We start from the raw sequence: 22,946 nt of genomic DNA on the forward strand, positions 1-22,946 counted from the left end.
CATGCCGGTGTTTTGCCCGACGTGTCAAATGGCATCCCGCGAAAACGCGAGTCGAGCGGTTGCTCCCAGCGAGATCAAGACTGAATGCCGGAGACGTTTTCGCCCTGCCAGATCGATGACGAAATGCATCATGAAAACAACCACCCGGCTACTGTGCATGGGGTTGTTTTCAGGTTTGCAGGTCAGATCAGCTCCAGGCTCACGCGGCGCAAACGATCACGCCGTACCAGCCGAGGCCGCGATAGGTCTCGTAGCCCGGCGTCGCATGGAACGCGATCATCGTACCGGAGCGGTCCTGGTAGAAGCCCGAGCGCTGGCCGTTGAGCGACAGCGAGATGCGCTCGCTCAAAATGCCCTGGCCGTCGGAGGCGGCGATGACGCGGAAATGCGAGTCGACCAGCAGCACGCGCGCCTTGTCGTTGTCGCCGACGCGCACGCCTTGCACGATGGCACGCGCCTGGGGCTCCCAATCGAAATGGATGGCGAGCACGCCGATCGGCGCTCCGTTGGCCTGGCCGCCGGCGCGGACGCTGGCGCAATAGGTCGCGACCTGGGCGTTGCCGAGCAGAGGCTGGTTCTCGATGTCGCCGGCGACATAGTCGTCGCCGGAGCGCAGGGTCTTCGCCTCGCGAAACCATTTGGTGTGGGCGACGTTCTGGCCGGCGACGCGAAAGCGGTCGGCGCGGCCGTTGGCGATGACGTTGCCGTCGAGGTCGCAGAGCCAGAGGTCGAGATAGACGGTGTAGGCGCCGAGGATGACGCCGAGTCGCTGCAAGGCATAGGTCACCGCGGCAGGAGTAGGCGAGGCCGCGCAATCGACCACGGCGGAATCGGTCGCCCACCAGCGCACGTCGCAGGTGCGCTCATAGAGGTTGCGGTCGATCAGCTCGACCGCGTTGAGCGACAGATCCATCATGCGCTCGCCGCGCGACCGCTGGCTCATGCGGTCGATCGAGGCGACGAGATCACCGGTGCGTTTCGTCAGCTGCGTCTCGAGCTCGCGCGCGATGGTCTCGACCTGCTGGCCGACGCCGCGCACCTCCTGCGCCACCACGGCGAAGCCCGCGCCTTGCGCGCCGGCCCGCGAGCTCTCGATCAGCGCGTTCAGCGCCAGCATCTTCATCTGGTTGGTGATCTGCTGGATCGACTTGGTCTTGTCGACAGCGATCTGGTTGACCTCCGCGGTCAGGCGGTTGATCAGCGCGGAGATGTCGGAATCGTCATCAGTGGGTTCGGTGGCGATCGGTTTGGCTTTCAGACCCAGCGCAGCAGACATTGGGCATTCCTTGGCAATGAGGCCTGATCTGCAATGAACTGGGAACTACGACTTACAGATCGAATAAGATTCGTTTTCGAAGATTCCGCCTAACGCCCGCTTAATTTGCTGTTTTACGGAATGCCCAAATGGTAGTCAGTCGGTGCAGCAAAGCGGCAATCCACCGATTTGTGCGGTCCGGCCGTTGCAAATCCCGAAGGATTGCCGGCCAATCCCTTTCAGCCCAGTGACCGGACATTCGCGCTTGTCCGGGTCCCAAGTTCCCAACAGCAGACTTCCCCTTATGACGCCGCCCGCCACCGCCTTGCCCGTCGAAATGCCTCAGGCCTTCCTGGGCGTGGCGCGCTCGCTGACCGACAAGCTCTGGCGCGACCGGCTGGACGCGCGGGGCGCCGCCACGGCGCTGGCCATCGTGCAGCGTCACCAGCTGCCGGAACTGCTGGCGCGGGTGCTGGCCGGCCGCGGTGTCGACATCGACGCGGTGCCCGACTTCCTCGATCCGACCATCCGAAAGTTGTTGCCAGATCCGTTCACCGTGACGGAGATGGAAGCCGCCTCGAAGCGGATCGCCGATGCGGCAGTGAAGGGCGAGACGGTCGCGATCTTCGGCGACTACGACGTCGACGGTGCAACCTCGGCGGCGCTGCTCGCCTGGCATCTGCGCCATTGCGGGCTCGATCCGCTGATCCACATTCCGGACCGCATCTTTGAAGGCTATGGCCCCAACGTCGAAGCGGTTCGCGCCCTGGGGGCCAAGGGCGCGACGCTGCTCGTCACCGTCGATTGCGGCACCACCAGCATCGAGCCGCTGGCTGAAGCCAAGCGCCTCGGCATGTCCGTCGTCGTGATCGATCACCACCAGGCCGGCACGGAGCTGCCGGAGGTCGACGCCCTGGTCAATCCGAACCGGCTCGACGATCTCTCCGGCCTCGGCCATCTCGCCGCCGTCGGCCTCGTGCTGGTCACGCTGGTCGCGGTCAACCGCGAACTGCGCCAGCGCGGCTTCTGGAACGCGGAGATGCCCGAGCCCGATCTGCTCGGCATGCTGCATCATGTCGCGCTCGGCACGGTCGCGGATGTCGCGCCGTTGATCGGCCTGAACCGCGCCTTCGTCGCCAAAGGGCTGATCGCGATGCGGCGGCGCGACCATGTCGGCCACACCGCGCTGATGGACGTGGCGCGGCTCAATGGCCCACCGGAGGCCTGGCATCTCGGCTTCATGCTGGGACCGCGCGTCAATGCAGGCGGCCGTATCGGTCGTGCCGATCTCGGCGTTCGGCTTCTGCTCGAAGGCGACAGCGTCGAGGCCGCGCGGATCGCCGCCGAACTCGACCGTCTCAACAGCGAGCGCCGAATCATCGAGCAGGCGGCAGAAGCGCAGGCCGAAGCCGAGGCGCTTGCTTCGATCGGGCTGGAAGACAAGCTCGGCGTCATCGTCACCGCGTCAGAAGGCTGGCATCCCGGCGTGGTCGGCCTCGTCGCCTCGCGCCTGAAAGAGAAGTTCTCGCGGCCCGCGTTTGCGATTGCGCTCGAGCCCGGCGGTATCGGCACCGGCTCGGGCCGCTCGATCGCCGGCGTCGATCTCGGCAAGGCCGTGCGGCAGGCGGTCACGGACGGCATCCTGCTCAAGGGCGGCGGCCACGCGATGGCCGCGGGCGTCACGCTACGCAAGGAAAAGCTCGCCGAATTCCGTGCCTACCTCGAAAACGCGCTGGCGCAGGACGTCGCCGAGGCGCGTCACGTCAACGAGCTCTACATCGACGGCGCGATCTCGGCGCGGGCGGTGACGACTGAGCTTGCGACCACGCTCAATCGCGCGGGTCCCTTCGGTAGCGGCAATCCGGAAGCCGTGCTGGCGCTGCCGGCGCATCAGCTCGTCTTTGCCGATGAGGTGGGACAGGCGCATCTGCGCCTTCGTTTCAAGTCGGGGGACGGTGCCATCGTCAACGGCATCGCGTTCCGCTCGGTCGGACAAAAGCTCGGCAACGCGCTGCTCGCCAATCGCGGCCAGCAGCTGCATGTTGCCGGCTCTTTGTCGGTCGATCGCTATCAGGGCGCCGAGCGTGTGCAGTTTCGCGTCATCGACGTCGCACTACCGGACCAGGGGCCATCCGTAATCAGGTAGCGGCTTCAAACAACAAACTTCAAACAACAAGAAAAGGGAGTGAACATGGCAGGGCAGGTTGAAGGCAAGGTCGCACTGGTGACGGGCGGCGCATCCGGCATTGGCGAAGCAATCGTCGAGCTGTTCGCGCGCGAGGGCGCGACCGTCATTGCGACCGACATCGACGAGCTGCGCGGCCCCGAGCTCGCCAGGCGCATCACAAAAGCCGGCGGCAAAGCGATCTTTCTCGAGCAGGACGTCACCAGCGAGGAGCGCTGGATCGAGATCACAGCCGAGATCGCGAAGCGCTACGGCCGGCTCGACATCATGGTGTCCAATGCCGGCATCGGCATCGCCGTGCCCTCGATCACCGACATGACGCTCTCTGACTGGCGCAAACAGAATGCGATCAATCTCGACGGCGTGTTTCTCTCGGTCAAGCATTGCCTGCCGTTGATGCGGAAGACTGGCGGCGGCTCGATCGTCATGATGTCCTCGCTCGCGGGTTTGCGCGGCGCGCCGGGGCTGTCGGCCTATTCGGCGACCAAGGGCGGCGTGCGGCTGTTCGCCAAATCGATCGCGATGGAGTGCGCGGCGGCCGGCGACGGCATCCGTGTCAACTCCGTGCATCCAGGCATCATCGATACGCCGATCTGGGGCAAGATCCCGACCGGAGCGACTGGCGCTGGCCAGAACGCGCCGATCAATCCGGAGGAGCGCGCCAAGGTCGCAACCCCGCTGGGCCGCGCAGGCGAGGCTGCGGAGATCGCCTCCGGCGTGCTGTATCTGGCCTCGGATGCCTCGCGTTACGTCACCGGCAGCGAGCTTGTCATCGACGGCGGCATGAATGCCGGCGGCGTGCCGCGGCGGGCGTGAGACGCGCAGGGCAGGGTGGCGGTCGCAGGGGCTGACGCGCAGGCGTCGGCCCTGTAAAACGCTGCCGTCTCCTGCCCGAAAGAGGTCTCCTTCGCCATGGCGCACAGCCTTCACGCTTCCTCACCCGCAGCCGTTCGCTCGAACCGGCCGGACCTCGCGACCGATGCGATCCGCACTGCGCGCGAGGATCTTGCTGCCTGCTTCCGGATGGCCGCGCGCAATGGTTTTGAGGAGGGTATCTGTAACCACTTTTCGGCCGTGGTGCCGGGCCATGACGATCTCTTCCTGGTCAACCCTTATGGCTACGCTTTCCGCGAGCTAACGGCTTCAAAGCTCCTGATCTGCGACTTCCATGGCCATGTGCTCGATGGCGAAGGCGAGCCCGAGGCGACTGCATTCTACATCCACGCCGAGATGCACAAGCGCCTGCCGCGCGCGAAGGTCGCCTTCCACACCCACATGCCCTATGCCACCGCGCTATCGATGACCGAGGGCGATCCGTTGATCTGGGCCGGGCAAACCGCGCTGAAATTCTACGGCCGCACCGCGGTCGACCGCGATTACAACGGCCTCGCGCTCGACAATCGCGAAGGCGCGCGCATTGCGTCAGCCGTGGGTGATGCCGACATCGTCTTCATGAAACATCACGGCGTGATGGTGCTGGCCCCGACCATCGCAGAGGCCTGGGACGATCTCTATTACCTCGAGCGCGCGGCCGAAGTGCAGGTGCTGGCGATGTCGACGGGGCGCAAGGTTTTGCCGGTTGATCCCGCAATTGCGGCAGAAACCTATAAGCAGATGCGCGAAGGCGATTCCGAATCCGCGCGATTGCATCTCGCGGCGATCCGCCGCCAGCTCGATGCGGAGGAGCCGCAGTACCGGCACTGAGGCCGTCTACGACCCCTGCCGCAGCTTGGCCAGCACCTTGAGCCCGCCATACCCATCGGCGGGCGTGATCCCGGCGCGCTGCTGAAAATCCTTGATCGCCTTCATGGTGTCATTGCCGACGCGGCCGTCGGTGCCGCCAGTGTCGAAACCGGCCTTGGTCAGCCGCGTCTGCATCTCCTGCACCTCGGCGAGCGTCAGCACGCGCTCGGAGCCCGGGAAGGGCTGAATGAACGGCGGCGCGCCCAGGCAGCGGTCGCCGAGATGGCAGATCGCCAGCGCGTAGTTCATCGAGGGATTATAGCTCTTCACCGAATAGAAGTTCGGTCCGAGTAGAAATGTCGGTCCGCCCGCGACCGGCGTCCACATCTGTGCGGTCGCATTCGGTTGCGGAAACGGCTGGCCGTCGGCGCGGGTGACACCAGCGGCTTGCCACGCCGCATAGGTGCGGCTGCCGCTCATGTCGCCGGATGCGCGCACCTCGTAGCCCCAATGCTCGCCGCGGCGCCATTTGCCGCGATTGACGAGATACTTTGCCGTTGATCCCAGCGCATCGTCGGGCTTGCCGAACGGCGAGACCTTGCCGTCGCCATCATAGTCGATGCCGACATTGAGCCAGACTTCCGGCATCCATTGCGAATGTCCCATCGCGCCGGCCCAGGAGCCCTGCATCTCCTCCGGCGTGCTCCAGCCCTTGTCGACGATGCGCAGCGCATTGATCAGCTCGGTCTCCCAATAGGCCTTGCGGCGCGGCTCGTTCCAGGCGAGCGCGGCGAGCGAGGGAAACACCGGCGTCATGTGGTTCTGCTGCACCAGCGGATCGCCGTAGGCGGACTCCACGCCCCAAAGCGCCAGCAGCGTGCCGCGCTCGACGCCGAAATCGCGCTCGATGCGCGCAAGCAATGCCTCGTTGTTCTTCAGTGCGATCTTGCCGTTGATGATGCGCCAATCAGAGACGCGGCGATTAATGTACTGCCAGACCTGCTCGTGGAATTCCGGCTGGTTGCGCATTTGCTTGAACACGCTCATGTCCGGCTCGACCCGCGCCATCGCACGCTGCCAGGTCGCCGCCGAAATGCCTTTTGCCATTGCGCGTGCGCGAAAACCTTCGCGCCATTCATCGAAGCCGGGCGGCGACGCGAGAACACGCGCTGGGAGTGCGAGCACGGCGGCCGCGCCCAGCGTGGATTGGAGCAGGGCGCGGCGGCTGTGATGGACCGAGGAATCAGCTTGTTTCATGGGTGCATTGTAGCGGGAAACATGGCTGGTGTGAGCCGGTTCCTGGAACAGGAGGAACAGGCTTTGGACGTTGCGTTCCCCCGGAACAAAGTGTCGCACTCCCGCATTCCCTCCGCACATTGGAGGAGGATGAGATGAGGAAGTATCTGTTTGCCGCTGCCATGGTCACGGCCATTGCGGCCCCTGCGTTCGCAGATGAGGTCGGTGTTCACGTCGGACCGGTCGGTGCCGGCGTGACGGTCGGTGAATCCCATGAATACCGCGATCGTGATCGCGACCGCGATCGCACCACCGTCATCAAGGAGCGAGCGCCCGCCGACCGCACCACGGTGATCAAGAAGGAGGATGAATTCGGCAACCGCAGCAAGACCGTGATTCATCACGACAACGATTGACGGAGCAGGGCCCCGGCGAACGAGCCGGGGCCCGCCTTCCTCAGTAGGACTTCGGGGTATAATGAAGATACGCGCGCATGCGGAAAGCCATGTCGTCGAGCTCGACGACGGATCGTGCTGGCAGATTTTTCCCGGCGATCTCGCGGCGACGCTGAGCTGGAAGCCTGAAACGGATTTGCATCTGGAGCCGAGTGGCGACCGGATCAGTTCGCATGTATTGGTCAATGCTGCGGACCGAAGCCGCGTCCGGGTCATTGCGGCGGGCGAGGCCTGGCCCGATGGCGAGGTTAAGAAAGCGTTGAAGGGCGGATAGGCCAGCCGCTAAAACCCCAAACTTTACGCCTGTCCTTTTACGGTCGATTCGCTTCCATCTGCGCATCATGCGCATATGCGAGAGCTGTTCGACATCATCCGTGCCAATCCCTGGCCCTTCGGCGCGGGGCTGTTGGTCGTGGTCATGATGATCATCGCAGAGAACTTCGGCCGCGGCATTCAGGGCGACGGCGACTTCGGCTTCGGCGATTTCGGCGATGGTGACGGCGGCGACGGAGGAGGCGACTAGGCCTCGTCCTGCAGATCGGCTGCGATGCCCGCAAGCCAACGGCGGACAGTGACTTCAGCCTTGCCGTCGAGCCCTGTCACCAGGCGCTTCTCCAGTTCGAGCACGCGATCCCGGCATGCCCTGAGCAGCGTCGCGCCACGCGGCGTCAGCGTCCATTGCTGGATGCGGCCGTGGACGGGATGCGGCGTCATCAGGATCGCGCCGTCGCGCTCGAGGTTGCGGATAATGACGCCTACGGTCTGCGGTGTCAGGAAGGTGAGGCGGGCGACATCGGCTCCCGACAGGCCCGGATAAGCGTTCAGCATCGTCAGCACGGCGAATTGCGGCGAGGTGACGCCGAGATCAGCCAGCGTGCGTTCCATCTTCAGCCGCACCGCGGCGTGGGCCTGACGCAAGAGATAGCCGAGATAGCCTTGCTCGCCGCGCTTGCCTTCGCCGGGGGCGGGGACGTGCACTGCAGCCTCCTGCCTGGATCCCCTCTGCTCCGGTTTCGATTTCTTGATGGCCGCCGACTTGCGCATGATGTAAGAGCTCTTATAAGATATAAGCAGTCTTACAATAGCACGAGGTGAACGGCAATGTCACACGCCCGCAGCGAATACGATGATTTCAAACGGATCGCGCCCGACGCGTATGATCTGGTGCTAGCGCTGGGCCAGGTCGCGGCCAAGGCCGGCCTCGACAAGCAGCTGCTCGAGTTGGTCAAACTGCGCGCCTCGCAGATCAACGGCTGCGCCTTCTGTGTGCAGCATCATATCCTTCTCTCGGAGCGGCTCGGCGTGCCGGCGGACAAGCTCCATCTGGTCGCGGTCTGGCGCGAGGCACCGATCTACTCGGCGCGCGAGCGTGCGGCGTTGGCCTGGGCCGAGGCATTGACCCTGCTGCCAGACGGCTTCGGCGACGAGGTCTACGCAGAGGTACAGCGTGAATTCTCGGAGACCGAGCTGATGTATCTGACGTCGGCAATTGCCTCGATCAACGTCTGGAACCGGTTTGGCGCGGCCTTTCGCTGGACGCCGGCGAAGCGGCCCGTCGCGGCGAACGCCGCGTCATCCTGATTGTAACGAGGGGAGGTTGTCATGACTGCAATGAATTTGGTCACCATGCCGCGACCCGTGCCACTGCGCTCGACGGCGCTGGCCGTCATCGGTGGGCTCGTCTGCGCGCTTGCGATCGGCAAGGTGCTGCCGGTGACAATGGACACCGTATCAGGCGCACTCGCGCCGCTCTGCGCTACAGCTGCGGAGAGCTCGCCGCTCGACAAGGTCGAGCCGATCGGCTCGTACGCATTGCCCAACGTACCGGGCAAGCGCGTCACCATCGTGCGCGTGTTCTACGGCCCGGGCGGGTTTTCGCGGCCGCACCGGCACGCCGGCTCGGTGACGGCCTACATTACGAAGGGCGAGATCCGCTCCCAGCTCGGGGGCGGCCCCGTCGAGACGTTCGGTGTCGGCCAGTCCTTCTTCGAGCCGCCGGGCGCGACGCATCTGGTCTCCGCCAACGCCAGCACCACGGAGCCGGCCGAACTGATCGCTGTGTTCGTGGCGGACGAGGGCGCGCAATTGACGACGTTTCTGGAGTGACTTGTAGCCCGGATCGAGCGAAGCGTAATCCGGGCCACGCCTCAAACCGTCCTCATCCTCCGTAGGACGCAGGATCGGGATTGTCCGACGGGTTCTCGAATGACTTCTTCAGCGAGGCCGGCATCGGGACGTGGAAGTTGAGGCCGCGCGGCGGCACCGGCTCCATGAACCATCTGTTGTAGATCTTCTCGATCTCGGGGCTCTTGTAGAGCTTTGCGGTTGCCCGATCGACCACCGCTTTGAAGGGCGTGTCGTCCTTGCGCAGCATGATGCCATAGGGCTCCGGATCGGAGAATGCGCCGCTGCTGATGGCGTAGAGCGACGGATCCTTTGACGAGGCGATCATGGCTGCAAGCTGGATGTCGTCCATGACGAAGGCCTGCGCGCGGTCGGTTTCGACCATCAGGAACGCCTCGGGGACGTCCTTGGCATTCATCACGGTGATGCCGAGCGAGCGGGCCGCGTTTGCCTTGTTGAGCTGGGTGATGTTGGTCGTGCCCGCGACCGAGACGACGGCCTTGCCCTTGAGGTCATCGACCTGGTCGAGCTTCAGCGCCTTCTTGGATACGAACCGGCTCGCCGTGAGGAAATGCGTGTTGGTGAACCACACCTGCTTTTGACGGTCGGCGTTGTTGGTCGTCGAGCCGCATTCGAGGTCGATAGTCCCGTTCGCCATGAGCGGAATGCGATTGGACGACGTGACGATGTTTTCACTGACCTCGAGCTTGTCCAGCTTGAGCTCGGCCTTGATCTCGTCGACGATCTTCATGCAGATGTCGACCGCGTAACCGACGATCTTCTGCTTGTCGTCGATGTAGCTGAACGGCACGGCGCTGTCGCGGATCCCGAGGGTGATCCCGCCGGTGTCCTTGATCTTCTTCAGAGTGCCGCTCAACTCCTGCGCATGAGCCGGCACGGCGAGCGTTGCGGCCAGAACGGCTGCAATGGTGAGACAACGCATGTGCTTTCCTTCATCCTGTTTGCTCAGGGGAAGCAAAGCAATTCTGGGGCCAGTGAAGGGCGGCGCGGGCTGCGCGTCAATTCTCTTCGCCGCTCGACCCCTCGCGCTGATCGGGCTTGATCACATCCTCGGGCAGCGCGTGTGCAACGGGCTGCGGGCTGCCCGCGATCTCCGGGCCGACCTCGCGGCCGCGGGCGCGGATCAGGCGTTCATACGCCGACACCAGCGTGACGTAGGGGCTGACCCAGATCCAGCCGTCGCGGGTGAATACCTGGACGTCGAAATGCAGGTGCATCGATGTGCCCGCGGGATGGTCGAGATAGTTCGAGATGACGCCGATCTTCGCGCCTTCGGTGACGATGCGGCCATTGAGCACCCCGTCGGCGTTCAACGCCTGCGGATTCATGTGCATGTAGCGGAAGCGAATGTGCTCGGTGCGGCTGTTGACCTCAAGCGTCGCGGCCTGGTCCTTGGAGGCGCGAATCACCATGGCGTCGCGCACGGCAACGACGCCGCGCTGCTTGGCATCGCAGGGTTCGCGGCCGTCACCGGGCGAGGGGCAGTCGGCGGCGCGAATGTCCTCGCCCTGGTGGCCATAGCCGCCGCCGCACTGCCAGACCTCGAAGCTGCGTGACTCGCAGAAATTGTCGCGCCAGGGATAAGCGGTCGGGCCATCGTCCCTGTCGCGCTTGGCGTAGGATTGCGAATGCACGAAGGCGGGCGCTTTCTCGAGCGGAAAGCGGATCTGCGCATAGGCCATCGGATCGGGATGGCCGCCCTGCTTGCGATAGCCGGTGTTCGGGATGATGTCGCCGCTCGGCCGGTAGCTGAAATCCGCCGAACGTGCGGCCGGGCGATCGATCAGATCAGAGGCAACGTCCATCAGCGGCCGCATGCGCTGGCCGCCGGCAACGTGCAGCGCCTTCAGGAAGCGCTCGGCAACGGGGTAGGCCTCCTTGCAGGCGAGCCGCCGCGGTTTTGCGGCGCTGTCCAGGCACTGGATCGACACGACATAGGCAGCGCCGAAGCGCGTGAAGGCGTAGCGCACATAGCCTTCGCGGATGAATTTGCGCAGGTCCGGGTAGATTGTCGCCAGCGGCTTCACCGGCTCGCCCTTGCCACCGGCGGGATCGGCGATGTCGTAGACGAGCGCCGATCCCGTGATCTGCACCTCGACCGGCTTTGCGAAGGTGCGCGACGGCATGCCGTCGCCGGCACCCGGCTCGAGCGAGAACGTCGCGCTGTAGCCGGCGGGACCGGCGTCGAACATGTCGGCGGGATTGAAATCGGCCTGGTAACGCGGCAGCGCCAGCGGGGCCTGTGCGCCGCTGCGTTGCGCCTCGAGATAGGCGGCGGCATCGAAAGGCAGCAGCACTGGTACCGAGCTGCGGGCAATGCCGGTGAAGAATTGCGAGGAGACCGCGTTGAGCTGCACCAGCGCCGGCATGGCGCGCGGATCGAAGCGCGGTACTGAACGGCGCGGCACGAAGATGAAATCGCCGGCGACCTGTGGGCGGTTATTGATCTCGGTGCGGAGCTGGTCGAGCGCTGCGCGCCAGTCGACGCGCAGGGCTGTGAGTGACGGGCTGCGGAATTCGTCCGCGGCGAGCGGCGTTGCGAGGGGGAACGAAAGCGACGCCAGAAAAAGCGAGACGAAGCAGAAACCCTTCCTACCCACTGTCTCGCCCCTCCGGCGGCACCTGTTCCGATCCTCGATCCCTTGCCTAGTCCTTGGCGCGCTCGGAGTAGGAGCCGTCTTCGGTCATCACGACGATGCGGGTGCCGACGGCGATGTGCGGCGGCACGGTAGTGCGGATGCCGTTGGAGAGCACTGCCGGCTTGTAGGAGGAGGAGGCGGTCTGGCCCTTGGTCACCGGCTCGGTCTCGACCACTTCAAGCGTCACGCGCTGCGGCAACGCGAGCGAGACCACGTTGACGTCGTGGGTCGACAGCTTGACGAGCATCTCCGGTTGAAGATAGGAGGCCGCGTCGCCGACCACGTCCTTGGAGACCTGGACCTGATCGTAGGTCTCGGGGTTCATGAAGTGGAAGCCGTCGCCATCTTCGTACAGGAACGTGAAGTTGCGCTCTTCGATGGTGGCCTTTTCGACCTGGTCGGTGGTCTTGTAACGCTCGGAGATCTTTACCCCGTCCGAGATTCGGCGCATTTCGATCTGGCTGACCGGCGTGCCCTTGCCGGGGTGGATGTTCTCGGCGCTCACGACGACATAGAGCTTGCCGTCTTGCTCGATCACGTTGCCCTTGCGAATAGAACTGGCGATGACTCTCAAAGCTATATTTCCTGCTTGCTTGGCCCGGCTCAGGCCAGGACGTGGTCAAATCGATGGGGGACTTGGGGCCTCAAATCAGACCTCGGCGCCCGTTTCGGGCCGCAACATACGCATTTTGTCGTTGAATGCCAGCGTTTTGCTGGCTTGCGGGGCGGTTGGCTGATGACTGGGGACAAGCCGATTTCGCCGTTCTGGACGCCCGGCCGGCATCTCGACCGGCGGCCGTTCCTCCAGGCGAGGGGGGCCATTACCGGGGCTCTACGGGGCTTCTTCGCCGAGCAGGGCTTTGTCGAGGTCGAAACCTCGATTCTCCAGGTCTCCCCGGGCAATGAGACCCATCTGCATGCCCCACGGACTGAGATCATCCGGCCCGAGGGCGGCCGAGCCAGCCGTTACCTGCGAACCTCGCCCGAATTCGCCTGCAAGAAGCTGCTGGCGGCCGGCGAGGAGCGGATTTTCGAGTTCGCCCGGGTGTTCCGCGACCGCGAGCGTGGCGACCTGCATCTGCCCGAATTCACCATGCTGGAATGGTACCGGGCGGGCGCCCCCTATGACGCCATCATGGCCGACACGGTGGTGGTCATCGCCCGCGCCGCGCAGGCGACCGGAATCGGCACCTTCGCGTTCCGGGGCCGGACCGCCGATCCCTTCGCCGAGCCGGAGCTGCTGACGGTCGCCGGCGCCTTCGAGCGCTTCGCCGACATCGACCTGCTGTCGACAATCTCGGGCAACGAGGGTAACCGTGCCGCGCTCGCCCGGGCGGCGGCCGGCAAGGTCCGCGTCGCCGAAGACGACACCTGGTCGGACATCTTCAGCAAGGTTTTGGTCGAGCATGTCGAGCGGCATCTGGGGCAGGGGCGTTTGACCATTCTGTTCGAATACCCATCTCCAGAGGCGGCATTGGCGCGGGTCAAGGCGGACGATCCCAGGGTCGCGGAACGGTTCGAGGTCTATGCCTGCGGCGTCGAGCTCGCCAACGGCTTTGGCGAACTGACCGATGCCGAGGAGCAGCGCAAGCGCTTCACGGAGTCCATGGCGGAGAAGCAGCGCCGCTACGGCGAGGCCTATCCGCTGGACGAGGATTTTCTGGCCGCGGTCGCCCAAATGCCGGAGGCGAGCGGTGTCGCGCTCGGCTTCGACCGGCTGGTGATGCTGGCAAGCGGCGCAACACGGATTGATCAGGTGGTGTGGACACCGCCTGCAAATGAAACGTTAAGTGAAAAATGACGAAGACCAATCTTGCACGGACATTGCGCGAGCCGGCCGAACTCGTGGCCGCCGACCTCGCGCCTGCCACGGCGCTGCCGGCGCTCGAACGCGTTGCCGCGCGCTATGCGGTCGCGATCACGCCGGCGCTGGTCGAGCTGATCGACAAATCCGATCCCGATGACCCGATCGCGCGGCAGTTCGTCCCGACCGCCGCCGAGCTGGAGATGCAACCGGGCGAGAGCGCCGATCCGATCGGCGACCACCCGCATTCGCCGGTATCAGGCATCGTGCATCGTTATCCCGATCGCGTGCTGTTCAAGCTCGTTCACGTCTGCGCGGTCTATTGCCGCTTCTGCTTCCGCCGGGAGATGGTCGGACCCGGCAAGGAGAACGTGCTCTCGGATAGCGCCTATCGCACCGCGATCGATTATATCCGCGCGCACAGCGAGATCTGGGAGGTGATCCTGACCGGCGGCGACCCGCTGATGCTGTCGCCGCGCCGGCTGAGCGAGATCATGGCCGATCTCGCCGGTATCGATCACGTCAAGATCATCCGCCTTCATACCCGCGTGCCCGTGGCCGACCCCGCGCGGATCAGCGACGACATGGTCGCGGCGCTGAAGGTCGCGGGCGCGACCACCTGGGTGGCACTGCATGCCAACCATGCGCGCGAGCTGGCGGGACCGGCACGCGCCGCCTGCGCGCGGCTGGTCGATGCCGGGATTCCCATGGTGAGCCAGTCCGTGCTGTTGCGCGGCGTCAATGACAACGTCACGACCCTGTCGGATTTGATGCGGGCTTTCGTCGAGTGCCGGATCAAGCCCTATTACCTGCATCACGGCGATCTCGCGCCAGGCACGGCACATCTGCGCACGACGCTGGCGCAGGGGCAGGAGTTGATGCGGCAATTGCGTGGGCGGGTGTCAGGGCTGTGTCAGCCCGACTACGTCATCGACATACCAGGCGGCGCCGGCAAGTCGCCGGTCGGGCCGAATTATGTGTTGGCGGAGCAAAATACCGCAGTCGATGCACGTGATGCCGCCCCGGAAACGCGCTATCGTATCGTCGATTATTGCGGCGACGTTCATCTCTACCCGCCCGAGACTTGAGCGGCCAGAGAACGCCGGTTTGAGGAATGGAGGAACGGATATGAAGAAGATCATGGTGGCAGCATCGCTCGTGGTCTTGCTCGGCGGCGCGGCGGTCGCGCAGACCGGCACCAAGGGGTCATCGACCTCAGGCGGCGCCACGTCGGGAACGCTGCCGCAGGCGCCGATCGGTCATCGCCAGCCGCGCGCCGGCGACGTGCCGAACGAGAAGAATCTGAGCGATCCGAACAATCCCGTGAACAAGGAAGACGCTCAGCTCGACAAGAAGATCAAGAGCATCTGCCGCGGCTGCTGATCGTGGTGGCGGGCAGGGCGCGAACAGCATCGCCCCGCCCACCTGTTGCCCCGCTTAAGCAGAGCGCTCGTGCAGTCCGGCGCGCGCGGTGTTGCGCCGGATTTCGACCGCATCGGCGAGCTGCTCGAGCACGGTTGCCGTCGTCGCCCAATCAATACATCCGTCGGTGATGCTCTGGCCGTACGTCAGCGGTTTGCCCGGGACCACGTCCTGGCGGCCGGCGACGAGATTGCTCTCGATCATCACACCCATGATGCGGTTCTCGCCGCCCGAGATCTGGCCGGCGATATCGGCCGTGACCAGCGGCTGGTTTTCCGGCTTCTTGCTCGAATTGGCGTGGCTCGCATCCACCATCACCAGCGGGGCAACACCGGATTTCGCCAGATCGTTGCAGGCTGCCGCGACGCTCGCCGCATCGTAGTTCGGCTTGGCGCCGCCGCGCAGGATGATGTGGCAGTCCTCGTTGCCCGCGGTCGAGGCGATTGCCGAACGGCCGAGCTTCGTCACCGCCATGAAATGATGCGGATGCGAGGCCGACTTCACCGCGTCGGCTGCGATGCGCACATTGCCGTCGGTGCCGTTCTTGAACCCGACCGGGCAGGACAGCCCCGAGGCCAGCTCGCGATGGATCTGGCTCTCGGTCGTGCGCGCGCCGATGGCAGCCCAGGACACCAGATCGGCGATGTATTGCGGCGTCGTCATGTCCAAGAATTCAGTGCCGGCGGGCAGGCCCAGATTGTTGATGGCCGAGAGCACATTGCGCGCGAGCCGCAGGCCCTTGTTGATGTCGAAGCTGCCGTCCAGATCCGGGTCGTTGATCAAGCCCTTCCAGCCGACCGTGGTGCGCGGCTTCTCGAAATAGACCCGCATCACGATCTCGAGCTGGTCGGCCAGATCCTCGCGCAGGGCGGCGAGGCGCTCGGCATACTCGAGCGCGGCTTTGGGATCATGCACCGAGCAGGGGCCGACGACGACCAGAAGCCGGTCGTCCTGGCCGTTGAGGATGGCATGGATGGCGTTGCGCGCCGCCATCACCACACGGGTGGCCGTGAGGGTGCGCGGGACCTCCCGCATCACGTCCTCAGGCGTGCTCAGCTCTTTCAGTTCGCGGATACGAAGATCGTCGGTCGTGCTCAGCACGGCGGGCTCCTGTCATTTTGAGAACCTGCCGGCCAATAAAAAAGCCGCCAGGTCTGGCGGCTGTTCGGACGTTTGCTTCAATATTTCAGATTGAGCGCGATCCTCCTGCCGCCAGCGAGCTGTCGTAGCTAAAGTACCAAAAATAGCTGGTGGCGACGGTGATCATGGCCGGTCATATAGCGCGCCGTTGGCGCCTTGTCACCCCCCCAATCGACGTCAGGGGCTTTGAGGCGCCTCAACTGTTGCTATTGCGTGCCGCCAGGGCCATGCCGATCAGGGTGGCACCGCCGAACAACAGGTTGATGCCGACCAGCACGCCGATGGCCCATTCGGCAGAACTCGGCAGTCCCGTGATCACCATGAAGGCGATCGCGATGTCGACGAGACCCGAAATCAGCAGCCACGACCAGCGGCCGCTCAGCTCGCGGCGGTGCTCCAGCGCGTACATGATGGTGGTGACCCCCTCGGCGAGGAAGTAGGCGCCGAGCACGATGGTCAGCGTCAGCACGGCCTGCATCGGGCGGGCCAGCAGCAGCAGGCCCGCGAGCACGGCCAGCGCCGCCGAGATCAGCGACCACCAGAAGCCCGGCGTGGCGCGCGCCCAATAGGTCACGATCAATCCGCCGATGCCGCTGACCAGGAACATCCAGCCGAGAAAGATCGTGATGGCAAGGCTGGCGAGCGGCGGCAGGATCAGCGCGGCGATGCCGAGCACGGCAAGCAAAATGCCTTCGAACAGAAAGGCCTTCCAATGCGCCTTCACAGCCTGGCTCATCGCGGATTGCAGCCGTGAAAATTCCTCAGGCGACGTCATCGGCAGGCTCCGGATCGAAAGATGTGCGCTCAATGTAGTATGCACATGCCACGCTTGCCATCCCGCGGATCAACCGCCGCCGTGCGCTGACGAAAAACCCTCGCCACTGGTGCGGATGCGGTTGCGGCCGAGCACGTAGATCGCGGTCGTGACGACCAGCAGCGCAAGGCCGAGCAGGATCGAGACGAATCCGATCGGGATCAGGGCGAGCGTCAGATTGCGCTCGGGGTTGATGAGCCAGTGGTGGATCGAGGTCAGCACGAAGGCGAGGCCGAGGAAGCCGACGCCGCCGCCGGCAAGCCACAGCGCCCACATCCGGCGCAACTGGCTGAGCCGCTCCCGCGCGATATCGGTGCGGGGCGCGTGGTGGCGCGCGACGCGCCGCACTAGGCGCATGGCAAAGGCGATCGAGCTGAAGCCGATCAACAGGCTCGCGGCGCCCAGCCACATCCGCAAGGTGGGATCGAGATCCGGCATGCGCTGCAGCGTGAGCAGCGGGAAGTCGAAGGCCGAATGCAGGGCGAGCGGGCCTGCGAAAATCAGCAGCCGGCTGGAGAGACGGGACCAGTCGCGATGATGGCGATTTGCGCCCAGCGCCGTGCCGGCACGTGCGATCGTGAGATAGGCGCCTGCGATGATGCCGAGCGCGCCGTGGAACGGCACGGTGAGAACGCTGCGCAGCGCCGCCAGCGACCGCCACATCTCGGCATGCTGCACCAGATAGGCAAGGTTTTCATAAGCCGCGAAGCCGAGGCCGACGGCGGCGCCATAGACCACGGTGTCCATGGGGTTGGCGAAGGTCCGCCGCTTGGTCGAGGAGACCAGCACGATGGCGATCACCTTCACCGCCTCCTCGGGCAGCGCGACGCCGAACACCGAATGCATGGCGAGCGCCGCCCAGGGATTGTCCGGCGCAGCGACCATCTTGGCGAAGGGGGCCCGGGCGAGACCCAGCAGGGAGATGCTGGCCGCGCCAAGCAGGAACGCGGTCCAGACCTGGGCTGGCGGTCCTGGGCGTTCCTCGGCGGCAATGACGAGCCACAGCATCAGCAGCGCCGGGGCGATGGCTGCCGTTCCGATGACGGTGGGTAACGCTTCAATCAGATACATCGGCGCCGAAAATAGGTTCCCTTGGTCCGCTTATCTACGTGTCCCGATGCGACCATCTGTCATGCGCTTGCTGTCCCGTTGCTTAACAAGCGCGACAGCTGGCGTTCATCAGGGCCGCAAAGTGTAAAATACGAGCGCAATCAATTGCATGACAGAACCACCTCGTCGTTGAGTGTAACGGCTGCGCGCCTGTCAGGGAATCGCGATTGATAAATCAGATCAAGGCAATGTGCAGGTTTCTTCGATTCACGATGCACGTGCGCAGGTGGCGAGTCCAGAGGCGGGATGAGCCTCGTTCGGACAACGCGCGGGCCAGCTGGATCGCCTAATCACGCTTCGCTGTGCGTCCGCGTGGCGGTGATGCCATCCGGCGGGCTCGCACCTGCTCGAGCTGCCCGATGGCGCGTATGAGGCACGTGCCAAGGCAGGAGACGATGAGCAGCAGCAGGAAAGCCTGGTCGGCGGGAGGGATGTGGATCATGGCGTTGATCAAGCAACCCGCATGCCATGCGCTTCCGAGACAGCCTGCGCCCTGCGCAACGGCATCTCACACCGAGCTCTGCCGGCTCCGGTTCGAATCGCCGGCTCCTGAAAGGCGGCCGTGGCCTGCGCTTTCCGCCCTCAATGGGTGGTGAACGGCGCTGGAGCGTCGGGCTTGATGTCGAAGGCCCCAAGGTGGAATTCCTCGCCGACGGCCTCGTCTGGCTCGGAATGGTGGGCAAGCAGCGTGAAGGCGGCTTGTGGATACCGCTTCCAGATATCGAGATCGCCGGCCGTAATCGTGAGCCAGCCGAACGTGTACATGTAGCGCCCGGGCTCGGTGACCCGGCCAACCCTGTCCCAGGTGATCTTATCAACCGTGATCTTGTCGACTGCCATCCGGTCCCCCGATCGCAAGTCTGCAAATGAAAGGTCTGCAAATGTAGCCCGGCACGCGGCACGGACCCTCAAAAACTGATCCTGCATTGGGGCCGCGATAGGGCAGCAATACGGAATGGTTTGGCCGGCTTCAGGCCGGCTGCGGCACGGCCTGGCGCACGACCAGGCGGACGAGATCGTCCCGCTGCTGCTTCTCGGTGAACTTCACCGCAAAGCCATTGTCGAACTTGCGGATGACGCGTCCAACGCAGGCGCCGACCGCAAGCGGGGTCCCGATCGGCGGGTCGTATTCGCAGGAGATCGCGACCCCGGCCGTGCAGACGTCTATGATGAAGCAGGGATGGGTGCTGCCGTCGGCAACCGTCAGGAATGTGTGCGAGGCCTGCGGAACGAAACGCGCATCATGGCGCAGCTCCTGGATGCTCTCGTCCTTCTGCTTCTTTTCGAGCCAGGTCAGCTTTTCCGACATCCAGGCGCGTCGTGCCCGGGTCATATCGAGCTCCATCAGGAAGCCCGATTTCAGCGTCGCGCTGATGGTGCACTGGAATTCGCCGAAATCCTGGAAGTAGGACGTCACGCGCTCGCCGATCTTGCCGATGACAGGCACGTCCACGATCATGCGGAAGGGCGAGACGCGCTTGGTGCGGCAGGCGAAGTTTCGCAGCTTGCCCTCGCAATCGTACCAGCGATGCAGCGAATAGCTGCCGCTCACGCTCACTTCCACTGCACGCTGCCTGAGGAACTCTGCGACGGACATGGGCCCCAGATCGTGTTTCTGATTGTTTCCGTAATTCCACGGTAGCGATCAAATTCTAAGCAAATGATACCGGCACTCAGGAGCAGGGGTAAATTTCCGGTAAATGAGTGGGTCGATGGTGTGTCGGGATAAGCGGCAAAACGTCCCGGTTGTGGGGCGGGCACGTTCACAACCACGTCATTGCGGCCACCTTGTCCGCCATAGCTCGAAGAGCGACGGCGGAAGCAGAGCAATCGAGGCTCTCGCCGCTTCAGCCGTTCCTGTCAGCCGTTCCTGCACTTGGCGATGATGCCGTCAGCAAGGCGGATGTCATCGAGGGTCCAGTTGCCGAGCAATGTGATGATCGCCTCGCGCCGGTACTGGCGCCGCTCGTGCCGGGAGGTTTGTCGATAGTCGATGCCGTCCTGTCGTGCCAGCGCGCGCGACACGATCGCGATCTGTCGCAGCTTCGCCTGCTCCAAGGAGCGCATGTCTCACCGCGTGGCAACGCCACCCGCCGTTGGAAGGCGGGGTCTGTGAATCGGGCGCCTTGAAACTAGCCCGACCGGCTTACGGAGACCTGACGCGGGTTTCTTCGCCCGAGCCGAACAGCGGCTTCAGACACGAGTTTGATCACCTTCCAGGTCAGGCTGTGCCACCTGAGAGAACAGGGCCGGCCGCCGGACGGACTCGTTTCAATAGATTGCCATGACGCGCCGTGTTGTGGCTAAGTGCGAACGCGGACGCGGCAAGATCAAGGGGCCGTCCGAAATCCAGACCTCGGATGTCAGGACGATCGTGGTTCAAAAACTCGAATTCCTGCCTAGACTTGAGTCGTTGCGCGGCTTGGCCGCGGTCTCTGTCGTCGGCTACCATGCATTCGGACGATACACCGACACCTATGTCACAGGCATGGCGCCGGTGGTGCTGTTCTTCGTGCTGAGCGGCTTCGTGCTGTCGCGCTCGCTGGCTCGGAACGACGACATCGCGGTGTTCCTGCGGCACAGGATTCTCCGGCTGTTTCCGGCGGCGATTGCGGTCGTATTGCTGCTGGCCGCGCTGCACGAGGCATTCGGGTTCTATCTGGGCTTCGGGCCCGATTTTTCGCCCTTCAACGTGATGTTGAACGCCCTGATGATCCGGCACGACATCAATGGGCCGATGTGGTCGATGACGGTGGAGTGCTTCGCAACGCCGGTCATCATTCTGGCTTTCCTGGGCGGCCGGCGATTTGGCTCGCCCGTCCTGATCGCAGCGATCGCGGTGCTGTTCGGACTGTCGTTCATCGGTCCATATGCGCATCTGCTCGGCGGTTATACGAACCTCGCGCCCTTGTACGCTTTTGTGCTTGGCGTGGCGCTGCACTTCTCGGGACGCCGCCTCGTGGAAGGTATCGGCGGTCGGCAGATGGTGGTGGCTGTCGTGGCCGGTGTCCTGTTCCTCTATTGCGGTCTGCAAAAGCAAACCGCGCCGATCATCCTGCTCGAAGCCTGTTCATCCGGGCTGCTGGTCGCGCTGATCGCGTTTGGAAGGCTGCAGCGTAGCTTTCGTTGGCTCGATCAGCCGGTGATCGGCTTCTACGGCCGGATATCCTACAGCTTCTACCTCTTCCACATGATCGGCTTGAGCGTTGCGGTCCGCATCAGCGGCATCGACGGCTGGCCCATGCTGTCGATCCTGTTGGGCATTGTCATCGGCGTGCTCCTGACTACGCCGATGGCGTGGCTATCCCGGCGGTTCATCGAAGAGCCGTTCATCGCGATAAGCCGAAAATGGCGCGACCGGCGACGTGAGGTTTTCACGACGACCTGAGGCCGAATTTTTAGTCCGCCGGATGACGTTCCTGTTGAAGTCCCACTGCAGTTGCGCTTCAGTAGCAGCGGGTTCGGGGGAACTGTTTTTATGTGTATTTTTGTGTCTGCGGCGCAACGCGCCGTGGTATCTGATGTCGCGATAGATTGTCGTTCGAGCAGGCCTGACAAAGCCTGTGTCCTGTCATGGACATGACCGTCATGTCTGGCTGCCTGTCTCCGCGAAAGGCAGGCATCCTCGATCACGCCGACCGTGTCGCCACGGATCGCATAGCGTGGCGCGAGAAGAACAGCTTCTTTCACGACGAGGATGAACGCTACCTCCGGTTCTTGATCCCGGCGGGAAGCCGCGTCCTCGATATCGGATGCGGCATTGGCGACACGCTCGCGAGCCTCGCGCCCTCGCACGGCGTCGGAATAGATTTCTGCCGCAAGCAAATCGGGATCGCGCGGCAACGCCACCCCGATCTCACGTTTGTCGAAGGCGATGCCGAAGATCCCGCGACGCTGGAAGCGCTGCAAGGTCCGTTCGACTATATCCTCGTCCTCGATACGATCGGTTCGCTGGAGGATTGCCAGAAGTTCATCGCCCAGCTGCATCCGCTCTGCAAGCGGGATACGCGGCTGGTGATCGGTTACTTCTCGCATCTCTGGTACCCCGTGCTGAAATTCGCCGAGCTCGTCGGCCTGCGGATGCCGCAGCCGGATCAGAACGTGCTGTCGCCGTCCGACTTGCGCAGCCTGGCGAGGCTTGCGGATTTCGATCCGGTGAAGTCCGAGCAACGCGTGCTCTCGCCGGTCCGGATGTTCGGGCTCGGGCGCCTCCTCAATCGCTTCATCAGCGTGCTGCCGGGGATCCGCCAGGTGGCGCTGCGGCACTATATGGTCGCGCGCTCGAGCCGCAGGGCGAGGGAGGAGTTTTGCTCGGCCACCGTTGTCGTGCCGGCACGTAACGAGCGCGGCAATATCGAGCCGGCTGTCCGGCGAATGCCCGATTTCTGCAGCGACATCGAGATCATCTTCATCGAAGGCCACAGCCAGGACGGCACCTTCGAGGAGATGGAGCGGGTCAGGCAGGCGTATCCTTCCAGGGACATCAAGGTGATGCGCCAGCCGGGCAAGGGCAAGGCCGACGCCGTCTTCACCGCGTTCGACGCGGCGCGCGGCGACGTGCTGATCATTCTGGACGCCGACCTGACCATGCCGCCGGAGCAAATTCCGAAATTCGTCGAGGCGCTGCTGTCGGGCAAGGGCGAGTTCGTCAACGGATCGCGCCTGGTCTATCCCATGGACGAAGGCGCGATGCGCTTCCTCAACCTGATCGCCAACAAGATCTTTTCCTATCTGTTCTCCTGGCTGCTCAATCAGCGCTATACGGATACGCTCTGCGGTACCAAGGTTCTGCGCCGCAGCGACTATCAGCGCCTGAAAGCCGGCAAGGCCTATTTCGGCGATTTCGATCCGTTCGGCGATTTCGACCTGATCTTCGGTGCCTCGAAGCTCAATCTGAAATCGGTGGACCTTCCGATCCGCTACGCCGCGCGCACCTATGGCGAGACCCAGATCTCCAGGTTTCGCCATGGCTGGATGCTGCTGAAGATGGTGGCTTTCGCCTTTCTCAAGATCAAGGCGATCTAGGCCGTGGAAGCCACGGTTCGATGCCGATGATGT

At 64.0% G+C, this 22,946-nt stretch carries 25 protein-coding genes; 13 read left to right on the forward strand and 12 right to left on the reverse strand.

Translation table 11 applies throughout. The features are described from left to right. Nucleotides 1-199: 199 nt before the first annotated feature. Nucleotides 200-1,276, reverse strand: coding sequence for a methyl-accepting chemotaxis protein (locus ACLFLU_RS21430; protein ID WP_426406871.1), 1,077 nt, complete (start codon nt 1,274-1,276; stop codon nt 200-202). 283 nt (nt 1,277-1,559) lie between these two features. On the opposite strand from ACLFLU_RS21430, the gene recJ reads away from it, so the two are divergent. From recJ to ACLFLU_RS21445, 3 genes are all read left to right on the forward strand, one after another. Further along, on the forward strand, nt 1,560-3,401 hold the full coding sequence (gene recJ, locus ACLFLU_RS21435; protein ID WP_426406872.1) for a single-stranded-DNA-specific exonuclease RecJ: 1,842 nt from the start codon (nt 1,560-1,562) through the stop codon (nt 3,399-3,401). A 45-nt stretch (nt 3,402-3,446) separates the two neighbouring features. Beyond that, nucleotides 3,447-4,256 carry an SDR family NAD(P)-dependent oxidoreductase gene (locus ACLFLU_RS21440; protein ID WP_426406873.1) on the forward strand — a complete coding sequence of 270 codons (810 nt, stop codon included), beginning with the start codon at nt 3,447-3,449 and terminating at the stop codon, nt 4,254-4,256. 96 nt (nt 4,257-4,352) lie between these two features. Next, nucleotides 4,353-5,144, forward strand: coding sequence for an aldolase (locus tag ACLFLU_RS21445; protein WP_148778586.1), 792 nt, complete (start codon nt 4,353-4,355; stop codon nt 5,142-5,144). A 6-nt stretch (nt 5,145-5,150) separates the two neighbouring features. On the opposite strand, the gene ACLFLU_RS21450 is transcribed toward ACLFLU_RS21445, so the two are convergent. Then, nucleotides 5,151-6,380, reverse strand: coding sequence for a lytic murein transglycosylase (locus ACLFLU_RS21450; RefSeq protein WP_426406874.1), 1,230 nt, complete (start codon nt 6,378-6,380; stop codon nt 5,151-5,153). A gap of 134 nt (nt 6,381-6,514) precedes the next feature. Between ACLFLU_RS21450 and ACLFLU_RS21455 the strand changes: the two genes are divergently transcribed. The 3 genes from ACLFLU_RS21455 to ACLFLU_RS21465 all read left to right on the forward strand — a co-directional run bounded on the left by ACLFLU_RS21455 (nt 6,515) and on the right by ACLFLU_RS21465 (nt 7,337). Then, the gene (locus tag ACLFLU_RS21455; protein WP_426406875.1) at nt 6,515-6,775 is read left to right on the forward strand and encodes a hypothetical protein; all 261 of its coding nucleotides are present in this window, start codon (nt 6,515-6,517) and stop codon (nt 6,773-6,775) included. A 61-nt stretch (nt 6,776-6,836) separates the two neighbouring features. Next, nucleotides 6,837-7,088 carry a hypothetical protein gene (locus tag ACLFLU_RS21460; RefSeq protein WP_426406876.1) on the forward strand — a complete coding sequence of 84 codons (252 nt, stop codon included), beginning with the start codon at nt 6,837-6,839 and terminating at the stop codon, nt 7,086-7,088. 75 nt (nt 7,089-7,163) lie between these two features. Continuing rightward, nucleotides 7,164-7,337, forward strand: coding sequence for a hypothetical protein (locus ACLFLU_RS21465; protein ID WP_334519945.1), 174 nt, complete (start codon nt 7,164-7,166; stop codon nt 7,335-7,337). Here the strand turns inward: ACLFLU_RS21465 and ACLFLU_RS21470 are convergent. Next, complete coding sequence (locus ACLFLU_RS21470) at nt 7,334-7,858, reverse strand: MarR family winged helix-turn-helix transcriptional regulator (RefSeq protein WP_426406877.1); 525 nt, start codon at nt 7,856-7,858, stop codon at nt 7,334-7,336. The genes ACLFLU_RS21465 and ACLFLU_RS21470 overlap by 4 nt on opposite strands. A 57-nt stretch (nt 7,859-7,915) precedes the next feature. Here ACLFLU_RS21470 and ACLFLU_RS21475 point away from each other — a divergent pair, with 57 nt between their 5' ends. Together ACLFLU_RS21475 and ACLFLU_RS21480 are read left to right on the forward strand one after the other, a co-directional pair. After that, nucleotides 7,916-8,395 carry a carboxymuconolactone decarboxylase family protein gene (locus ACLFLU_RS21475; protein WP_426406878.1) on the forward strand — a complete coding sequence of 160 codons (480 nt, stop codon included), beginning with the start codon at nt 7,916-7,918 and terminating at the stop codon, nt 8,393-8,395. A gap of 21 nt (nt 8,396-8,416) precedes the next feature. Continuing rightward, nucleotides 8,417-8,920: a cupin domain-containing protein gene (locus tag ACLFLU_RS21480; protein ID WP_426406879.1), complete on the forward strand. Its 504-nt coding sequence runs from the start codon at nt 8,417-8,419 to the stop codon at nt 8,918-8,920. Nucleotides 8,921-8,972: 52 nt separating this feature from the next. On the opposite strand, the gene ACLFLU_RS21485 is transcribed toward ACLFLU_RS21480, so the two are convergent. From ACLFLU_RS21485 to efp, 3 genes are all read right to left on the reverse strand, one after another. Then, complete coding sequence (locus ACLFLU_RS21485; RefSeq protein WP_426406880.1) at nt 8,973-9,881, reverse strand: amino acid ABC transporter substrate-binding protein; 909 nt, start codon at nt 9,879-9,881, stop codon at nt 8,973-8,975. Between the two features lie 76 nt (nt 9,882-9,957). Next, nucleotides 9,958-11,559 (reverse strand): M23 family peptidase, encoded by a 1,602-nt coding sequence (locus ACLFLU_RS21490; RefSeq protein ID WP_426406881.1) that lies wholly within the window; start codon nt 11,557-11,559, stop codon nt 9,958-9,960. A 46-nt stretch (nt 11,560-11,605) separates the two neighbouring features. After that, entirely contained in the window at nt 11,606-12,172 is a 567-nt protein-coding gene (gene efp / locus ACLFLU_RS21495; protein WP_426406882.1) for an elongation factor P, read from the reverse strand. A gap of 162 nt (nt 12,173-12,334) precedes the next feature. Between efp and epmA the strand changes: the two genes are divergently transcribed. The 3 genes from epmA to ACLFLU_RS21510 are packed head-to-tail and all read left to right on the forward strand — an operon-like array spanning nt 12,335 to nt 14,785. Continuing rightward, nucleotides 12,335-13,399 (forward strand): EF-P lysine aminoacylase EpmA, encoded by a 1,065-nt coding sequence (epmA, locus tag ACLFLU_RS21500; RefSeq protein WP_426414039.1) that lies wholly within the window; start codon nt 12,335-12,337, stop codon nt 13,397-13,399. Then, nucleotides 13,396-14,490: a lysine-2,3-aminomutase-like protein gene (locus tag ACLFLU_RS21505; protein WP_426406883.1), complete on the forward strand. Its 1,095-nt coding sequence runs from the start codon at nt 13,396-13,398 to the stop codon at nt 14,488-14,490. Before epmA ends, ACLFLU_RS21505 begins: the two co-directional genes overlap by 4 nt. A 40-nt stretch (nt 14,491-14,530) precedes the next feature. Next, nucleotides 14,531-14,785, forward strand: a complete 255-nt coding sequence (locus ACLFLU_RS21510) for a hypothetical protein (RefSeq protein WP_426406884.1) — start codon at nt 14,531-14,533, stop codon at nt 14,783-14,785. A gap of 54 nt (nt 14,786-14,839) precedes the next feature. Here ACLFLU_RS21510 and ACLFLU_RS21515 read toward each other — a convergent pair whose 3' ends face one another. The 6 genes from ACLFLU_RS21515 to ACLFLU_RS21540 form a co-directional block, all read right to left on the reverse strand. Beyond that, nucleotides 14,840-15,925 (reverse strand): 3-deoxy-7-phosphoheptulonate synthase, encoded by a 1,086-nt coding sequence (locus ACLFLU_RS21515; protein WP_426406885.1) that lies wholly within the window; start codon nt 15,923-15,925, stop codon nt 14,840-14,842. 235 nt (nt 15,926-16,160) lie between these two features. Continuing rightward, nucleotides 16,161-16,739: an HdeD family acid-resistance protein gene (locus ACLFLU_RS21520; protein WP_426406886.1), complete on the reverse strand. Its 579-nt coding sequence runs from the start codon at nt 16,737-16,739 to the stop codon at nt 16,161-16,163. A 69-nt stretch (nt 16,740-16,808) separates the two neighbouring features. Then, complete coding sequence (locus tag ACLFLU_RS21525) at nt 16,809-17,849, reverse strand: PrsW family glutamic-type intramembrane protease (protein WP_426406887.1); 1,041 nt, start codon at nt 17,847-17,849, stop codon at nt 16,809-16,811. Between the two features lie 621 nt (nt 17,850-18,470). Then, complete coding sequence (locus ACLFLU_RS21530; RefSeq protein ID WP_426406888.1) at nt 18,471-18,728, reverse strand: hypothetical protein; 258 nt, start codon at nt 18,726-18,728, stop codon at nt 18,471-18,473. 130 nt (nt 18,729-18,858) lie between these two features. Then, nucleotides 18,859-19,485, reverse strand: coding sequence for a PilZ domain-containing protein (locus tag ACLFLU_RS21535; RefSeq protein ID WP_426406889.1), 627 nt, complete (start codon nt 19,483-19,485; stop codon nt 18,859-18,861). A 263-nt stretch (nt 19,486-19,748) separates the two neighbouring features. Further along, nucleotides 19,749-19,946, reverse strand: coding sequence for a hypothetical protein (locus tag ACLFLU_RS21540; protein WP_426406890.1), 198 nt, complete (start codon nt 19,944-19,946; stop codon nt 19,749-19,751). Between the two features lie 226 nt (nt 19,947-20,172). Here ACLFLU_RS21540 and ACLFLU_RS21545 point away from each other — a divergent pair, with 226 nt between their 5' ends. Both ACLFLU_RS21545 and ACLFLU_RS21550 read left to right on the forward strand, forming a co-directional pair. Beyond that, entirely contained in the window at nt 20,173-21,276 is a 1,104-nt protein-coding gene (locus ACLFLU_RS21545; RefSeq protein ID WP_426406891.1) for an acyltransferase family protein, read from the forward strand. 191 nt (nt 21,277-21,467) lie between these two features. Further along, a complete protein-coding gene (locus ACLFLU_RS21550) occupies nt 21,468-22,913 on the forward strand; it encodes a glycosyltransferase (protein ID WP_426414040.1) in 1,446 nt (481 codons plus the stop codon). Nucleotides 22,914-22,946 lie beyond the last annotated feature (33 nt).

The sequence above is a fragment of the Bradyrhizobium ganzhouense genome, assembly GCF_049949285.1.
In the GTDB taxonomy this organism is placed as follows: domain Bacteria; phylum Pseudomonadota; class Alphaproteobacteria; order Rhizobiales; family Xanthobacteraceae; genus Bradyrhizobium; species Bradyrhizobium ganzhouense.

Bases quoted from the DNA above. Each gene is read 5' to 3' on its own strand.
- recJ (WP_426406872.1), top strand. From the start codon at position 1,560: ATGACGCCGCCCGCCACCGCCTTGCCCGTCGAAATGCCTCAGGCCTTC.
- ACLFLU_RS21545 (WP_426406891.1), top strand. From the start codon at position 20,173: ATGACGCGCCGTGTTGTGGCTAAGTGCGAACGCGGACGCGGCAAGATC.
- ACLFLU_RS21525 (WP_426406887.1), bottom strand. From the start codon at position 17,849: ATGTATCTGATTGAAGCGTTACCCACCGTCATCGGAACGGCAGCCATC.
- ACLFLU_RS21505 (WP_426406883.1), top strand. From the start codon at position 13,396: ATGACGAAGACCAATCTTGCACGGACATTGCGCGAGCCGGCCGAACTC.
- ACLFLU_RS21475 (WP_426406878.1), top strand. From the start codon at position 7,916: ATGTCACACGCCCGCAGCGAATACGATGATTTCAAACGGATCGCGCCC.
- ACLFLU_RS21450 (WP_426406874.1), bottom strand. From the start codon at position 6,380: ATGAAACAAGCTGATTCCTCGGTCCATCACAGCCGCCGCGCCCTGCTC.
- ACLFLU_RS21510 (WP_426406884.1), top strand. From the start codon at position 14,531: ATGAAGAAGATCATGGTGGCAGCATCGCTCGTGGTCTTGCTCGGCGGC.
- ACLFLU_RS21465 (WP_334519945.1), top strand. From the start codon at position 7,164: ATGCGAGAGCTGTTCGACATCATCCGTGCCAATCCCTGGCCCTTCGGC.
- ACLFLU_RS21550 (WP_426414040.1), top strand. From the start codon at position 21,468: ATGACCGTCATGTCTGGCTGCCTGTCTCCGCGAAAGGCAGGCATCCTC.
- ACLFLU_RS21440 (WP_426406873.1), top strand. From the start codon at position 3,447: ATGGCAGGGCAGGTTGAAGGCAAGGTCGCACTGGTGACGGGCGGCGCA.
- ACLFLU_RS21470 (WP_426406877.1), bottom strand. From the start codon at position 7,858: ATGCGCAAGTCGGCGGCCATCAAGAAATCGAAACCGGAGCAGAGGGGA.
- ACLFLU_RS21445 (WP_148778586.1), top strand. From the start codon at position 4,353: ATGGCGCACAGCCTTCACGCTTCCTCACCCGCAGCCGTTCGCTCGAAC.
- ACLFLU_RS21520 (WP_426406886.1), bottom strand. From the start codon at position 16,739: ATGACGTCGCCTGAGGAATTTTCACGGCTGCAATCCGCGATGAGCCAG.
- ACLFLU_RS21480 (WP_426406879.1), top strand. From the start codon at position 8,417: ATGACTGCAATGAATTTGGTCACCATGCCGCGACCCGTGCCACTGCGC.
- ACLFLU_RS21430 (WP_426406871.1), bottom strand. From the start codon at position 1,276: ATGTCTGCTGCGCTGGGTCTGAAAGCCAAACCGATCGCCACCGAACCC.
- ACLFLU_RS21460 (WP_426406876.1), top strand. From the start codon at position 6,837: ATGAAGATACGCGCGCATGCGGAAAGCCATGTCGTCGAGCTCGACGAC.
- epmA (WP_426414039.1), top strand. From the start codon at position 12,335: ATGACTGGGGACAAGCCGATTTCGCCGTTCTGGACGCCCGGCCGGCAT.
- ACLFLU_RS21455 (WP_426406875.1), top strand. From the start codon at position 6,515: ATGAGGAAGTATCTGTTTGCCGCTGCCATGGTCACGGCCATTGCGGCC.
- ACLFLU_RS21485 (WP_426406880.1), bottom strand. From the start codon at position 9,881: ATGCGTTGTCTCACCATTGCAGCCGTTCTGGCCGCAACGCTCGCCGTG.
- ACLFLU_RS21530 (WP_426406888.1), bottom strand. From the start codon at position 18,728: ATGGCAGTCGACAAGATCACGGTTGATAAGATCACCTGGGACAGGGTT.
- ACLFLU_RS21535 (WP_426406889.1), bottom strand. From the start codon at position 19,485: ATGTCCGTCGCAGAGTTCCTCAGGCAGCGTGCAGTGGAAGTGAGCGTG.